The sequence below is a fragment of the Ruegeria sp. HKCCA6837 genome (assembly GCF_013034475.1).
GTDB lineage: Bacteria > Pseudomonadota > Alphaproteobacteria > Rhodobacterales > Rhodobacteraceae > Ruegeria.
The window spans coordinates 340,831-354,267 of sequence record NZ_WQGD01000001.1 but is presented as its reverse complement, the minus strand read 5'-3'; the positions used below and the strand labels follow the sequence as shown (position 1 = coordinate 354,267).

Below are 13,437 nucleotides of genomic sequence, written 5' to 3'. Positions count from 1 at the left end.
CAGATCATGTTGTTGACCATCGACCGTGTCCAGAAAACCTATCCCGGCGGACGACCGGTGCTGCGCGATGTTTCACTGGATCTGGATCAAGGTCAAACGCTGGCCCTGACCGGTGAAAGCGGAAGCGGGAAAAGTACCCTTTTGAACCTTGCCGCAGCTTTAGACAGCTTTGACGGTGGTGAGATCACGTTGGACGGGACGCGTTTGTCCACGCTGGATGACGCTGGCCGGGCGCGATTACGTCGGAATCAAGTGTCGCTGGTGTTTCAGCAGTTCAATCTGATCCCGTCTCTGAACGTTGCGCAAAACCTGTCGTTTCACGCCCGTCTTGCCGGTGTAGAAGATACCACTTGGAACAGTCATCTCGCCGAACGGTTAGGCCTATCCGATTTGCTGGGCCGCTTCCCCGAAAACCTGTCGGGCGGTCAACAACAACGGGTCGCCATCGGGCGGGCCATGGCCGCGCGTCCCAATTTGTTGCTAGCAGATGAACCAACGGGTAATCTGGACGAAACCGCCAGCGAAACTGTGTTGGACTTGATGTTGTCGCTAGTGGCAGATACCGGCGCCGCGCTTCTGTTGGTGACGCACTCACAGAAAATTGCCGGTCGATTGGATCGCCAGGTCAAGCTGAGTGGCGGGCGTATCCAATGACATGGGCCACTGTTCAGGCGTTGCTGTCCCATTGGCGGGTACATCGCTTGCAATTGGCGACTTTGCTGATCGGCATCGCTTTGGCCACCGGTTTGTGGTCAGCCGTCCAAGCCATCAATGCTGAGGCGCGCGCAAGCTATGCCCGTGCCAATGCGCAACTGGCTGTTGGGCAATTTGACGAACTGCGTGACCCCTCGGGGCCTATTCCGATGTCCCGCTATGTCGAACTGCGTCGTGCGGGTTGGCAGGTTGCCGCCGTACTTGAAGGCCCCTACCGCGTCGGTGGGCGAACCTTGCGCCTGATGGGCGTGGACATGGTAGCCTATCCGGCCTTACCCGCCGTGACCGAAGCGGAACAAAGCGCAGAAGCGACCGAGCCCGCCGACATGCTTACCGCTCCAGGTCGCCTACTTGCATCCCCGGAATTACAGCCTTTGCTGAGAGGGCAAACTAACCTTCCGCCTGTTCTAATCACATCGGCCCTGCCCCCGGACGTTATCCTGACGGATATAGGCGTGGCCGAGCGACTTCTGAACCAACCGGGCGCAATCTCGAGGCTGGTCGTGTTGCCGAACCAACCACGTGATCGTTTGCCCTTGAACCAGATCGCACCCGAGCTAAAGCGGATTAGCCCTACAACACAAGTTGACACCGCACGGCTGACCGACAGTTTCCACCTGAACTTGTCAGCCTTTGGCCTACTGTCCTTTGCCGTTGGTCTATTCATAGTGAATGGCACCGTTGGTCTGGCCTTTGCCCAGCGGCGTGGGATGATCCGCACTTTGCGTGCGTTGGGCGTTTCGATGCGGCGTTTGGTTTGGCTGATCCTGACGGAACTGACCGTGCTGGCCCTGATTGGCGGCAGCCTTGGGTTGCTGTTGGGTTACTTTCTGGCCGGAGCGCTGCTGCCTGACGTCGCGGCCACCCTGCGCGGCCTTTATGGTGCCCCGGTAACAGGACAGCTTACGCTGCAACCTAAATGGGTTTTGGCCGGGCTCGCTATGGCCGTCTTTGGGACGTTGCTGGCCAGCGGCCATGCGCTGTGGCGTTTGTCCAAAATGCCTTTGCTCGAAGGACCGGGCGTCCAAGCGTGGCAGAGCAATTCTCGCGCACGCAACATCGTCGGAGCATTTGGTCTGGTCCTGATCGCCAGCGGGGCGCTGGCTTATTTCAGCGTCGGAGGGCTGGTCGCAGGGTTCGTGCTGCTGGCCGGGCTGCTGACTGGTGCCGCGCTGTTGCTGCCCGCGCTTTTGGCCATGGCGCTGTCTGCGTTGGCTCACACGGCGCGCGAACCTGTTTCGCAATGGGTCTGGTCCGATATGCGGGCGCAATTGCCTGGTCTGTCATTGGCCTTGATGGCGCTTTTGCTGGCGCTGGCGGCAAATATCGGCGTGAGCACAATGGTTTCCAGCTTCCGGTTAACATTTGTAGGCTGGCTGGACCAACGATTGGCGGCCGAGCTCTACGTGACCGCGCGAGATGAAGACCAGGCGCGAGAGATCACCACTTGGTTACGCCCACAAGTCGATGCCATCCTGCCGATCCGAAACGTGGAACTGTTCCATGAAACGGGTCCTCTTTTCTTATACGGCGTGGTCGATGATCCCGTGTACCGGCAGCACTGGCCGTTGATTGCCTCAACCTACTCCGTTTGGGATGACGTGATGGCCGGAAACGCGGTGCTTATCAACGAACAACTGGCGCGACGCGCGTCTCTTTGGCCTGGTGATGAACTGAAACTGTCCTCTAAACACTATCTGCCGATTGCTGGCGTCTATTCCGACTACGGCAACCCAACCGGGCAGGCGATCGTGTCAATGGCGCAGCTGGACCAAATCGCACCAGGGGCCGAGATGCGGCGGTTTGGCGTCAGGATGCCCCCAGAGGGCGCGACTGCGATGGCTCAAAACGTAAGGGAACAGTTTGCCCTGTCGCCGCGCGTGGTCGTGCAACAAGCCGCGATGAAGGCGCAATCACGTGCGATTTTCGAGAAGACCTTTGTTGTGACCTCGGCGCTTAACGTTCTGACCCTTGGCGTGGCTGGTTTTGCCATTCTGACCAGCCTATTGACCCTATGGACCCAACGACTGCCGCAAATCGCCCCGGTTTGGGCTTTGGGGCTGAATCGGGCGCAATTGGCGCGGCTGGAGCTATTGCGCAGCGTGCTGCTGGCCGCACTGACCGCCTGTCTGGCCCTGCCGCTGGGGCTGGTTCTGGCCTGGGTTCTACTGGCGGTGATCAATGTACAAGCGTTTGGCTGGCGTCTGCCGATGTTCTTGTTCCCTTGGGACTGGCTGTGGCTGTTCGTGCTGACCTTGCTGGCTGCGCTTATCGCTGCCGCCCTGCCCGCATTACGAATGCTGCGCCTACCCCCTGCTGATTTGCTGAGAGTGTTCGCGAATGAACGTTAAAACCCTTCTACTTTGCTTGATGACCTTTTTCCCGCTACCGCTCTGGGCCCAGGGGTATGCCGGATTGGGTGGGTCCGCCGAGGGCTTTGACGTGCCCAAAGCGGGGTATGCGTTTGATTTCCCGAAGGATCACGGACCTCACCCCTCTTATCGGATTGAATGGTGGTATCTGACGGCCAACCTCAAAGGTGAGGACGGGCGCGATTATGGAATTCAGTGGACCCTGTTCCGGTCAGCACTTAAGCCGTTTGAGACGGATGACTGGCAAAGTCCACAAATCTGGATGGGTCACGCAGCCACAACAACGCCCGACGGGCATTTCTTTGCCGAACGCCTTTCGCGCGGTGGAATCGGTCAGGCAGGCGTAATTTCTCAACCCTTTGAGGCGTGGATCGACGAATGGCGTATGGCCGGTCCAGATTTCGACACCCTGACTCTCACGGCCAGCGGAAAGGATTTTGGCTATGATTTGTCATTGACCGCTCAGGGACCATTGGTGTTTCACGGTGATGCTGGTTATTCAGTAAAGTCAGCCGATGGTCAGGCCAGCTACTATTATTCGCAGCCCTTTTACGCGGTTGAAGGTGTCCTTAGACTGGCGGGCGGTGATGTACGCGTCACCGGACAGGGGTGGCTGGACCGCGAGTGGTCTTCGCAGCCGCTTGCCGCAGATCAAAGTGGATGGGATTGGTTTTCGCTCAGCTTCGAGGGGGGCGACAAGATGATGGCTTTTCGGTTGCGTGGGGGGCGTGGGGATTTCACCTCGGCCACATGGATCAATGCCGATGGCAGTACCGAAGCTATCCCCAACGGCACCGTCCAATTGATCCCACTGCGAACCGATCAGGTCGCAGGGCACGAGGTTCCAACACAGTGGCGCGTTGTATTGCCGGATCGAGGTGTCGAAATCGAGGTCTCAGCCCTGACCCCCAACGCATGGATGGGAACCCGCTTTGAGTATTGGGAAGGCCCTGTCATCGTAACCGGCAGTCATGAAGGTATCGGATACCTTGAGATGACAGGGTATTGAAACGTCAAGCTACGCAATCGGCTCAGCGCACGACGTAAACCGAAACCGTCGAATGTCGCACCACGCGCGAGGCATTGGGGCCAAGAAGGTAATCCTTGAAATCCGGTTTATGCGCGCCGATCACAATCAGATCTGATCCAGCGCTTTCAGCAGTTTTCAGGATCTCCTGATAGGCCGTTCCTGTCGCGACGACGTGGCGAATATGCTCATTCTGCTCTGCCCCAAGAGCCTTGATACACAGGGCGGTCAGAGTGGTCTGCGCCTCTTCCAGTGCCTTGTCGTGGAAGTCGGGCTCAAAGAAACCCGACACCCAGCTCTCACCGAAATCCGGTAACACTGTCACAACATCCAACTGCGCGCCTTCCAAATCCGCAAGCGCGGCCGCCTTTTGGAGGACCGGCACATCAATCTCGCCATTGCTGATGTCAATGGCACATAGAACCGAACGTGTCATGCAAGCACCTCTTGTCTTGCGGCGCGGCCGCGTTGCAACAGCGCGATAAGGCCCAGAAGAACCATCGCGGGAATATAGATCAGCTGCTTAGGTGGCTGGCTGGATGGCAGGCTGACCGAGTTCAAACGCACGGCCTCATCCCCATAATAGTCGAAGTTGCCCAAATCGTCCGCAACAGGTGTGCCAAACAGCGGTTCTTCCAACTTAACCAGACCGTCCTCGGGGAACAGCAGCAGGCCCATCGCCTCGACCCGTGCAGCACCACCTTCTTCTTCGCCCACGGTGACGACAACGGTTGTATCCACCATTTCAAGCGTATCGAAGTCTGGCCCGGACACCACAAGCCGCATCTCTGTTCCGGGTGGAACCTGACCGATTGTTTCTTCGAACGCAGCAGGCTCAACCGTCTGGAACGGAGGTGAAATTCGGTCCATGAAGAAGTCCGGCCTGAACAAGGCAAAGGCCACAAAGATCAGCGCGATGCTTTCATAGATCCGGCTGTGCGTCAGGAAGTAACCCATTGTACCGGCGGTAAAGACCAGAATGGCTATGGTCGCGAATATGGCGACTATTATGCCTTCGACCCATGTCACATCGATCAACAACAGGTCCGTGTTGAAGATGAACACAAACGGCAAGGCCACGGTGCGCAAGCTGTAGAAGAACGCCGTGAAGCCGGTTTTGATCGCGTCCCCGCCCGAGACAGCAGCGGCCGCGAAGCTGGCCAGACCCACAGGCGGCGTCACGTCCGCCATGATGCCGAAGTAAAAGACAAACAGGTGGACGGCGATCAGAGGAACGATCAGCCCGCTTTGCGCACCCAGTTCGACCACAACGCCCGCCATCAGCGAACTGACGACGATATAGTTCGCCGTGGTCGGCAGGCCCATGCCCAGGATCAGGCTGAGGATACCGACCATGATCAGCATCAGGATCAGATTGCCGCCCGAAAGGAACTCGACCAGATCGGCCATAACCTGTCCTACACCGGTCAGCGTCACCGTACCCACGATCACACCCGCCGTGGCGGTGGCCAAAGCGATGCCGATCATGTTCCGCGCCCCGTCGATCAGGCCCTGCCACAGGTCAGCCACACCGTCGATAAAGCGATTGTACACATCGCTTTCGCCGCGGAAGATCGCCTTGAGCGGTTTTTGCGTCAGCAGGATCACGAAAAGTAACGCGGTTGCCCAAAAGGCCGACAAACCGGGAGATTTCTGTTCGATCATCAGGAAGTAGACCAGCACGATAATCGGCAACAGATAGTGCAGACCTGCCTTGTAGATGTCTGCGATGACCGGCAGTGTGACCTCTTTGGCGTTTGGATCGTCGGGCTCAAGATCCGGCACCTGAGCGGCCAGATAAAGCAGCACGACATATATCGCGCAGACAATCAGGCTAAGGATCAATCCCGCAGCCGAAGGTGCCCAACTGGTCACCGCATCCACCGGGAATTGTGAGCTATAGCACAGACCGGCAAACACCAAGAAGAAAGACAACATGCCGACTACGGTCCGCGCCAAATGCACATCCCGGTCGCCAAGGGTCGGCATGTTCCGCTTAACCGCTTCAAGATGCACGATATAGACCAGCGCGATGTAGGATATCGCAGCAGGCAGGAAGGCGTGGGTGATGACCTCGACATACGAGATGCCCACATATTCCACCATCAGGAAGGCCGCTGCGCCCATAACCGGTGGCATAATCTGGCCATTCACCGAAGACGCAACCTCGACCGAACCTGCCTGTTCGCTGGAAAAGCCCACGCGTTTCATCAACGGAATGGTGAAGGTACCGGTGGTTACAACATTGGCAATCGACGAACCCGAGATCAGGCCAGTAGCAGCCGAGCCCACAACAGCCGCCTTCGCAGGACCGCCACGCAGGTGGCCAAGCGCCCCGAAGGCCATTTTGATGAAATAGTTCCCTGCCCCGGCCTTATCCAACAAGGCCCCGAACAATACGAACAAGAAGACGAATTTCGTGGAAACACCAAGAGCGATGCCAAAAACACCTTCGGACGTGATCCACATATGGCTCATTGCCTTTTTCAGGCTCGCGCCCTTCCAGCGGATCACCTCGGGAACGTATTCGGATGAACCAAAGAAAACATAGGCCAGAAAGATCGTCGCGATGATCGCCATGGCTGGGCCAAGCGCACGACGCGCGGCCTCAAAAAGCAACAGCAAACCGCCCAAAGCGACCCACTTGTCCGTATCATCGGCCAGCCCACCCGCATTGACGATCTTGTCGTAGAAGAAATAGCCGTAAAGTGCGACGAACGCGCCCAAAAGACCCATAATCCAGTCCTGGATCGGGATATAACCGCGCGGGCTTGATTTTAACGCCGGGTAAGCCGCAAAGGCCAGGAACATCGCAAAGGCCAGATGGAACTGACGCGAGTTGTTCACAACGCTTCCGGGAAGAACATAGTTCGAAATCGGCGAGGCCAGAACAACCTGAAAAATCGACCAGATCGCCGCCACGATGGCCAGAAATATCCCTACATTCCCGACTGGATTACGCCCACCGGCGTCGGAAGATGCGACCAGATCCTGAAGCTCTTCTTCGGATAGCGGACGATTGGATTGTGTGTCGGAACTCATGCAATGTCTCCCCGTCACGGCCTTTTTCGGCCTTTTGGAACCCCGTTTGACACGGGTTGTGTGCAGGGCGCCCGAGGGCACCCTGCGTCAGGTCTGGCTTACTGAATCCAGCCTTTTTCTTTGTAGTACTTTTCAGCACCCGGATGCAGCGGTGCCGACAGGCCGTCCGCGATCATCTCTTCAGGCTTGAGGTTGGCAAATGCAGGGTGCAGCTTTTTGAAGTCATCGAAGTTCTCGAAGACCGAGCTGACAACCGCATAGACCGCATCTTCCGATACGTCAGCTGACGTCACAAAGGTTGCGCCCACACCAAAGGTCGAGGTGTCGCCATCAGATCCACGGTACATGCCACCGGGAATGGTTGCGGTGCGGTAGAACGAGTTGTCGTTGACCAGTTTGTCCACGGCTTCGCCGCTGACATTCACCAGAACCGAGTCACATGCCGTCGTGGCTTCCTGGATCGAACCAGAGGGGTGACCGACGGTGTAAACCATCGCATCGATCTGGTTGTCGCACAGTGCAGCCGACTGTTCAGCCGCCTTCAGTTCGGTCGCCAGTTCGAAATCGCCCGTGGTCCAGCCCATTTCGCCCAGCAGAACCTCCATGGTGCCCCGCTGACCGGAACCGGGGTTGCCGATGTTGACGCGCTTGCCTTTCAGATCTTCGAAATTGGTGATGCCGGAATCTGCGCGGGCCACAACGGTGAACGGCTCGGGGTGAACCGAGAAGACCGCACGCAGGTTTTCGAACGGGCCAGCCTCTTCAAACTTCGAGGTGCCGTTATAGGCATGGTACTGCCAGTCGGACTGCGCCACACCAAACTCCAACTCGCCTTCGCGGATGGTGTTGATGTTGTAGACCGAACCACCGGTCGATTCGACCGAGCAGCGCACGCCATGTTCCTTGCGGCCCTTGTTCACAAGACGGCAGATTGCGCCCCCTGTCGGGTAATACACGCCGGTTACGCCACCGGTGCCGATTGTGATGAACTCTTCCGCATACGCGGCCGGCGCCATCATGGCTGCGGTCACAAACGCGCCGAGGCTCAGTTTGCTGCTGTTTTTCATGTGTTAACTCCCACTTTTTTATCTGGCAGTTGGAACCCAAATAAGTCGTCCTGCTCAGGGAAGCGTGCCGATAATACAAACCGGCCCGTCCCGCAACAGGTACAACTCTTTGAATTTTCCATTGTCTCCCAACCCTTAAGAGGTTTCATTCAGAGACACCGATTGTCAAGGCCAGCGCCAAGATTGATCCCGCCAATCCGCATATATGAGCTTAAATCCCAAAGTTTCCCCTTCGGCCTGCCAGAAACCATCCTGTTTTCTTGGCAACACTTTAAGTTCAAACATACGCCTCATTCCTGGCGCAAATAACAGGCACCTGCACGCCAGGTTCGGTCATAATGATTGCCCATTTTGCCGGAACGAGCGAACAGAAAACCCCCAAATTTGGAACTCGAAATGGCAAAGAAATACCTCTGCGTGCTCGCAATAACAGCGATGGCGGCCACTCCGGCTTTGGCCAAGAGCACACTACACGACGATGATTTTTCGTTGGAATGTGTCTCGGATGTAGATGGCAGCAACGTTACATTGAAAAGGTCAGGCGGTTCGGACAAAGGTTTCATTTCCACAGGTGATCTTGAAGGTGAGACTTCAATTTACCCTGTCGGTGAATCGATGACATTTCTGCTGATGCAGGACGGACAGGTCGTCACATTTGTGGTGAACTACGACAGTTTGAAATACGACATGATGGTCAAAGGTGCGGCCCAGAAATTTGATCGCGGCACCTGCCCCGAGTCCTGAAGCACGCACAAGGCCGAAGTCTATACTTCTCTTACACTGTGTTGATTTCAACTGGTGGAATTCAGACGCAGGGTTGAAACAGAAAAAGCGGCGCAACTGCGCCGCTTTTATCTTTTATTTCTGAACGTTAGGCCGATGCCTTAAAGATTTTATCTATGTTGCTGCCCAAAGCTGTATTGAACTCGGCATCAGATTGCTGTTTCGACAGACCTTCTGTCAGCGCACGCGAAAACGACGCGATCATCTTGCCGTTGTGACCCAGCAGATCACACGCTTGTTCGGTCGAATACCCACCTGACAAAGCAACGACGCGCACGACACGCGGGTGATCAGCCACTTCATCATAAAGGTTTGCCGTGGTCGGGATCGTAAGCTTCAACATGACGTCTTGCCCCTCGGCCAACTGATCCAGGTTTTTCAGGATTTCAGCCTTCAGGATCTCTTCCGCCTCGGCCTTGGTTTCCGAGTTGATGTTGACCTCGGGCTCGACAATCGGAACCATCCCTGCCGCAACAACCTCGCGGGCCACGTCAAATTGCTGTGCCACAACGGCAGCGATGCCTTCGGCGTTGGCTTCATGAATCACCGAACGTTCCTTGGTGCCAAACACACCCTCTGCCTTGGCCAGCGTTTCGGCCAGACCCGGGATCGGTTTCATCATCTGGACGCCATTGGCAGTCTCTTCCAGACCTTTGTCGATTTTCAGGAACGGAACGATACCTTTGACCGACCAAAGGTAATCTGCAACCTTGCGGCCGTCGATTTCTTCACCCAGCGTACGTTCGAACAGGATCGCACCGATCACTTTATCCTTGGTGAAGTCGTCCGCCAGAATGATCCGCGCGCGCATGTTCTGGATTTCGCCAAACATCTCTTCTTCCGAGGCGTAATCCGATGCGTCCACCCCATACAGCGCCAGCGCCTTGGGGGTCGATCCACCACTTTGATCCAGTGCGGCGATAAAGCCTGCTCCGTTGGACATCTGCGCGCGCTGTTCTGCTTTGGACATAATGATTTCCCGTTCAAGAATGATTCCGATTTCATTCCTCGCATACAGCACGGCGATAGACGATGGTAGTTTGTTAGCGCTCAACCAACCTCAACCATATCCCGTCCTTGGACCGAACGGTCAGATGCGCCACCGGAACCGGTGTTTTTCCGGGGATTGTTTCGAATTTGAATTGGCGCAACAGCATCGACAGGATCAGGGGCCCCTCAACCATCGCAAACCCCGCCCCCGTGCACACTCTTGGTCCGGCAGAGAACGGAATGTAGGCATTGCGCTGACATGTTTTGCCGTTCTCTGTCTTCCAGCGCGAGGGATCGAACCCGTCCGGGTTGTCCCACAACCGTTCCTGCCGATGCAGGTGCCAGAGGCTGACGACAATTTGAGAGCCTTTTGGAACGTCCCTGTCCCGGAACCGTTCGGGACATTGCGACTGGCGCACCATCATCGGCACTGGTGGATAAAGCCGCAACGCCTCTCGAAACGCATCTCGGGTGACGTTCAGCGTGGACATGGCTGTAAAAGACGGATTCTGAAATGCCTGGGCCTCTTCCGCGACTTTCTCCTGCCAGTCGGGGTGCAGAGCCAGAAGATAAAGCGCCCAGGCTAGGGCCGAGGCGCTGGTTTCATGGCCCGCCAGAAAGAAGATCGCGACCTGATCAATCATCTCGTCGGTTTCAAAACACTTCCCCGTGGCGGGATCGGGAGTTGTCATGATTTTCGTGGCCAAATCGTTTGGTGCCGTCCCATCAGCAATGGCTGCAGCACGATCCGCTGTAAGTTTCTGGATCAAATTCCTGATATCATACGCATTCCGCCGTGTGTCTCTGGAATGCAGACGGGGAACCCAATGCGGCAGAGGCACAAAGGCCGCAAGGTTCAAAAGTGGTTGCTGCCGTTGATAGGCACGAAACTTCTGAAACACTTTCGCCGCTGTTTCATGCTCAATTGGTACCGAGAACAGTGTTCTGAAAATGACATCAGCGGCAACATGGCTGGTGATTTCTTCTACTTCAATCTCCGTTCCAACACTGGAGTGCAGCCGATCCGCGCAGGCATGTGAGGCGTCTCGCATCGCCGGAAACGTGTCTTTCAACCGCCCGCCTGCGAAAGCTGGGTCAATGATACGACGTTGTCGCTTCCATGCTTCACCGTTTGTCAGAAAAACAGACTCACCCAAAAGCGGTCGCAATCCTTCGCTGATCCGGTTGGATTTCGGGAAATCATCAGATCTTTTTTTCAACACCAAATCAACAAGTTCCGGCTGATTTATCATGTACGATCTAAAGAACGGCGTTCGAAATTCCGCCATCCACGCGCGATAGAGGCGGTGGGGTTGTGCTGAAAGCAGGTCTTTCCGAAACAGTCTCAGATACTGCCAAAGCGAAACTTTGTCGGGGCGTGGGGTCGGCTTTGGCGGGATCATGCGTGAACCGTAGTGTATTTTGAAACGGGCTGATCAATACGTGACGGTGAAGGCGCGCGCCCGGCAAATCGCGCAGCCAAGGTTTGGGGGCCCGCGGTGATCCGAAAATAATCGTATGCACCCGGTCGGTCAAAGGCGCAGAGATACTGAAAATGCAGCTTGAAGAACCGCCAGCGATCCGCCTTCCAGCGCTCAGGTGACAGTGTTTGAGTAAACGCTGCCGACAAAACCAGTGGCCATTTCTTGTCAGGGCTGCCCACACCGCTGACCGCAACCGGGTCGCATAGCGCAAAGGCGCAGCCATCGCCGGGTGCGGTTATATCGACCCATGCCACGGTGGGTTGCTGGGATAGAAACAGCAAATCCGCGCGTAAACGGTGTGCGTTTGGCAGGAACGAAACCATGGGAACCACCTGCCCCAAAGTCAGAAACGACAAAACCGGGCCTCGGTCATACACGCCACAATCGCGGGTCAGATCGGCCAGCACCGACACACCCAGATGCGCGCCAGAGCTGTGGCCGATCACCAAAACCTCGTCTACCTTTTCAGTCAAAGCGCCTTTGATCAGGTCTTGGAATGTGTCCAGCCGCGCCTGCAACTGCGGCGGCGTTTCCCCCTTCAACTGCGCGGAATACGCGTAGTCATGCATCAGGTAATAGGCAAACAGCCGGTTGTCGATTGTGCGAAACCAACGCAACACCGCATAAGCCAGAATACCCGCCGGAACCAAAGCCCACAGCCCAACCATTGGGACAAGCAGTTTCGCTGTCGCCCACGCAACCAGCAGCGCGACCAGCAATTGCAAAAGCAGCATGCCAACAGGATACAGCGCAGTAATCACCGGCCCTTTCCTCAGCCCCATCAACCGACGCAGAGTACCCGTTGAGATGTAGGTCCAAGCGGTTCGAGCCAGTTGCAGATAGGTGGACAGGATCGATCCCGTCATGCTGTCCCGCACGATGTCCGACCAGACCAGCACATCGACATCCGTGTGCACCCGTTCACCATCCTGAACCGAGGTGACACGCCAGCCAAAAACTTCGGACCGCTGCTTGGCTGAGACAGAAATCTCGTAGCCGGAAATCTCGGCCTGGGCCTGTGACTCAGACCGATACAACTCGCGATATCGTCGGGGTGGAAATGGATCATAACCCGGTATGTAAAACACCCGACGTTTGCGCACCCGAGGCTGATTTGTCTGACTGCTCATGCCCTTACCTTCTGTCGTGCAGGTTAACGCAGGCTTGAGGTCAAGGTAAGGGGGTCAGCGGCTCATCCAAAATTTGCCAAGGCCGGGAAGGTTTCCAGCAACCACCAGCTAAACCTGGTAAAGAGGCCTGTGATCAGCATGATACCCACGAACAACAGCAAGCCGCCCATAACCTTTTCAATCGTGCCCATGTAAGGCTTGATGCGGTTCATGACGGCCATAGAGCGATTCAGAAACATTGCCGCCAGAAGGAATGGAATGCCCAAGCCTGCCGCATAGACGCCCAGTAGCAAAGTACCACGCGCAACTGACGCCTCATTTGCTGCCAGCGAAAGGATTGCACCTAACTGAGGCCCAATGCAGGGTGTCCAGCCAAAAGCAAACGCCAGACCCAGAATGTAGGCGCCAAAAACCGAGCCACCGGAATCACCTGTTTCGATCCGCGCTTCGCGGTCCAAAAACGGAATTCGGAATACGTTCAGAAAATGCAGACCAAACACGATCACCACTGCGCCCGAGAGCTTGGCGAAAAGCACCTGATTTTGCAGAACAAACGCCCCAAAGGCCGACGCGGTGAAGCCCAAAAGCAGAAAGACGGTCGACAGCCCCATCACAAAAAACAACGCTGACAGGGTTGCCTTACGCCGCGCGCGGGCTTCATCCTGCATCTCGTTGATTGTGACGCCGCTCATATACGCCAGATAGGGCGGCACAATGGGCAGCACGCAAGGCGATAGAAAGCTAATCAAGCCGCCCAGAAGGGCGACGAACATGGCGGGGATCAATCCCGCATCTATGATTTCAATTCCGAACATGTCTCTGCACATA

11 protein-coding genes are annotated in these 13,437 nt (G+C 56.3%); 4 read left to right on the top strand and 7 right to left on the bottom strand.

Features of this window, described 5'->3' with window-relative positions:
- Nucleotides 1-6: 6 nt before the first annotated feature.
- From GOV91_RS01680 to GOV91_RS01670, 3 genes are read left to right on the top strand one after another with little or no spacing between them, the layout of a single operon-like run.
- On the top strand, nucleotides 7-654 hold the full coding sequence (locus GOV91_RS01680) for an ABC transporter ATP-binding protein (protein ID WP_171234215.1): 648 nt from the start codon (nucleotides 7-9) through the stop codon (nucleotides 652-654).
- On the top strand, nucleotides 651-3,065 hold the full coding sequence (locus GOV91_RS01675; RefSeq protein WP_171234214.1) for an FtsX-like permease family protein: 2,415 nt from the start codon (nucleotides 651-653) through the stop codon (nucleotides 3,063-3,065). The genes GOV91_RS01680 and GOV91_RS01675 overlap by 4 nt, the downstream gene beginning before the upstream one ends.
- Nucleotides 3,055-4,095, top strand: coding sequence for a lipocalin-like domain-containing protein (locus GOV91_RS01670; protein WP_171234213.1), 1,041 nt, complete (start codon nucleotides 3,055-3,057; stop codon nucleotides 4,093-4,095). The genes GOV91_RS01675 and GOV91_RS01670 overlap by 11 nt, the downstream gene beginning before the upstream one ends.
- Nucleotides 4,096-4,117: 22 nt before the next feature.
- Here the strand turns inward: GOV91_RS01670 and GOV91_RS01665 are convergent, their stop codons facing one another.
- The 3 genes from GOV91_RS01665 to GOV91_RS01655 all read right to left on the bottom strand — a co-directional run bounded on the left by GOV91_RS01665 (nucleotide 4,118) and on the right by GOV91_RS01655 (nucleotide 8,222).
- A complete protein-coding gene (locus GOV91_RS01665) occupies nucleotides 4,118-4,549 on the bottom strand; it encodes a universal stress protein (RefSeq protein ID WP_171234212.1) in 432 nt (143 codons plus the stop codon).
- On the bottom strand, nucleotides 4,546-7,155 hold the full coding sequence (locus GOV91_RS01660; RefSeq protein WP_171234211.1) for a TRAP transporter permease: 2,610 nt from the start codon (nucleotides 7,153-7,155) through the stop codon (nucleotides 4,546-4,548). Before GOV91_RS01660 ends, GOV91_RS01665 begins: the two co-directional genes overlap by 4 nt.
- Nucleotides 7,156-7,253: 98 nt before the next feature.
- On the bottom strand, nucleotides 7,254-8,222 hold the full coding sequence (locus GOV91_RS01655) for a TAXI family TRAP transporter solute-binding subunit (protein WP_171089876.1): 969 nt from the start codon (nucleotides 8,220-8,222) through the stop codon (nucleotides 7,254-7,256).
- A gap of 396 nt (nucleotides 8,223-8,618) precedes the next feature.
- On the opposite strand from GOV91_RS01655, the gene GOV91_RS01650 reads away from it, so the two are divergent.
- Nucleotides 8,619-8,966, top strand: coding sequence for a hypothetical protein (locus GOV91_RS01650; protein WP_171234210.1), 348 nt, complete (start codon nucleotides 8,619-8,621; stop codon nucleotides 8,964-8,966).
- A gap of 127 nt (nucleotides 8,967-9,093) precedes the next feature.
- Here GOV91_RS01650 and GOV91_RS01645 read toward each other — a convergent pair whose 3' ends face one another.
- The 4 genes from GOV91_RS01645 to GOV91_RS01630 all read right to left on the bottom strand — a co-directional run bounded on the left by GOV91_RS01645 (nucleotide 9,094) and on the right by GOV91_RS01630 (nucleotide 13,424).
- Nucleotides 9,094-9,975 (bottom strand): fructose bisphosphate aldolase, encoded by an 882-nt coding sequence (locus GOV91_RS01645; RefSeq protein WP_171234209.1) that lies wholly within the window; start codon nucleotides 9,973-9,975, stop codon nucleotides 9,094-9,096.
- 73 nt (nucleotides 9,976-10,048) lie between these two features.
- On the bottom strand, nucleotides 10,049-11,398 hold the full coding sequence (locus GOV91_RS01640) for a cytochrome P450 (protein ID WP_171234208.1): 1,350 nt from the start codon (nucleotides 11,396-11,398) through the stop codon (nucleotides 10,049-10,051).
- Nucleotides 11,395-12,609: a hypothetical protein gene (locus GOV91_RS01635; RefSeq protein WP_171234207.1), complete on the bottom strand. Its 1,215-nt coding sequence runs from the start codon at nucleotides 12,607-12,609 to the stop codon at nucleotides 11,395-11,397. The genes GOV91_RS01640 and GOV91_RS01635 overlap by 4 nt, the downstream gene beginning before the upstream one ends.
- A 62-nt stretch (nucleotides 12,610-12,671) precedes the next feature.
- Nucleotides 12,672-13,424 (bottom strand): cytochrome c biogenesis CcdA family protein, encoded by a 753-nt coding sequence (locus GOV91_RS01630; RefSeq protein ID WP_171234206.1) that lies wholly within the window; start codon nucleotides 13,422-13,424, stop codon nucleotides 12,672-12,674.
- Between the last annotated feature and the right edge of the window lie 13 nt (nucleotides 13,425-13,437).

Bases quoted from the DNA above. Each gene is read 5' to 3' on its own strand.
- GOV91_RS01680 (WP_171234215.1), top strand. From the start codon at position 7: ATGTTGTTGACCATCGACCGTGTCCAGAAAACCTATCCCGGCGGACGA.
- GOV91_RS01675 (WP_171234214.1), top strand. From the start codon at position 651: ATGACATGGGCCACTGTTCAGGCGTTGCTGTCCCATTGGCGGGTACAT.
- GOV91_RS01670 (WP_171234213.1), top strand. From the start codon at position 3,055: ATGAACGTTAAAACCCTTCTACTTTGCTTGATGACCTTTTTCCCGCTA.
- GOV91_RS01665 (WP_171234212.1), bottom strand. From the start codon at position 4,549: ATGACACGTTCGGTTCTATGTGCCATTGACATCAGCAATGGCGAGATT.
- GOV91_RS01660 (WP_171234211.1), bottom strand. From the start codon at position 7,155: ATGAGTTCCGACACACAATCCAATCGTCCGCTATCCGAAGAAGAGCTT.
- GOV91_RS01655 (WP_171089876.1), bottom strand. From the start codon at position 8,222: ATGAAAAACAGCAGCAAACTGAGCCTCGGCGCGTTTGTGACCGCAGCC.
- GOV91_RS01650 (WP_171234210.1), top strand. From the start codon at position 8,619: ATGGCAAAGAAATACCTCTGCGTGCTCGCAATAACAGCGATGGCGGCC.
- GOV91_RS01645 (WP_171234209.1), bottom strand. From the start codon at position 9,975: ATGTCCAAAGCAGAACAGCGCGCGCAGATGTCCAACGGAGCAGGCTTT.
- GOV91_RS01640 (WP_171234208.1), bottom strand. From the start codon at position 11,398: ATGATCCCGCCAAAGCCGACCCCACGCCCCGACAAAGTTTCGCTTTGG.
- GOV91_RS01635 (WP_171234207.1), bottom strand. From the start codon at position 12,609: ATGAGCAGTCAGACAAATCAGCCTCGGGTGCGCAAACGTCGGGTGTTT.
- GOV91_RS01630 (WP_171234206.1), bottom strand. From the start codon at position 13,424: ATGTTCGGAATTGAAATCATAGATGCGGGATTGATCCCCGCCATGTTC.